We start from the raw sequence: 772 nt of genomic DNA on the forward strand, positions 1-772 counted from the left end.
AGCGTGACGCGGCTGTCATGCACAAAGGTGGGCAGCATGAGCGTGAACGCCCGCCCCAAGCCCACCACGCCCATCTTCAGTGTGCGGTTTGTCATAAGTCCAGTACCAGTTCAGGCGATTTTGCCCGTGAGACGCAGACCATGATGTGGTCGGCCTTTTCTTCATCGGTCAGCACCATGTCGCGGTGCTCGGCATCGCCGGCCAGCAGGCGGGTCTTGCAGGTGCCGCAGGTGCCACTCTCGCAGGAACTGGCCACATGCAGGCCAGCGCCGCGCAGTGCTTCCAGGATGGTCTGTTCGGCGCTGACTTCAAGCGTCTTCCCGCTGTTTTGAAGGCGCACGATGAAAGGCGTGTTTTCGGCGTACACCGTGGCGTCGACGCCAAAGCTTTCAAAATGCACTGACCCGGAAGGCCAATGTCCCGACATGTCCGCGACGCTGTCCATCAGGCCTTTGGGGCCGCAGCAGTAAATGTGTGCGGCGCCGGGTTTTTCAAACACCGGCCACAGGTCCAGTGCCTGGTTAATGTCGCCGTTGTCGTGGTGAATCTGCACCTGGCCTGCAAACCCGGATTGCAGTTCGTGAATGAACGCCGTGCTGCCCGCATCGCGCGTGCAGTAGTAGAGCTTGAAGGCGGCATTCGCGCGCTTGAGGTGCCGCATCATCGACAGGATCGGCGTGATGCCGATACCGCCCGCCACAAAAATTGACTCTGCGGCGTGGCTTGCCAATTCAAAATTGTTGCGCGGCGCGCTGACCGACAGCAACTGCCC

Annotated in this window: 1 protein-coding gene; it reads right to left on the reverse strand. The window is 60.6% G+C overall.

Translation table 11 applies throughout. The features are described from left to right. Positions 1–91: 91 nt before the first annotated feature. On the reverse strand, positions 92–772 hold a 681-nt coding region (locus tag AC1D0Z_RS23325; protein ID WP_477660497.1), incomplete at its 5' end, for a PDR/VanB family oxidoreductase.

Source organism: Polaromonas sp. P1_E3 (assembly GCF_056405935.1).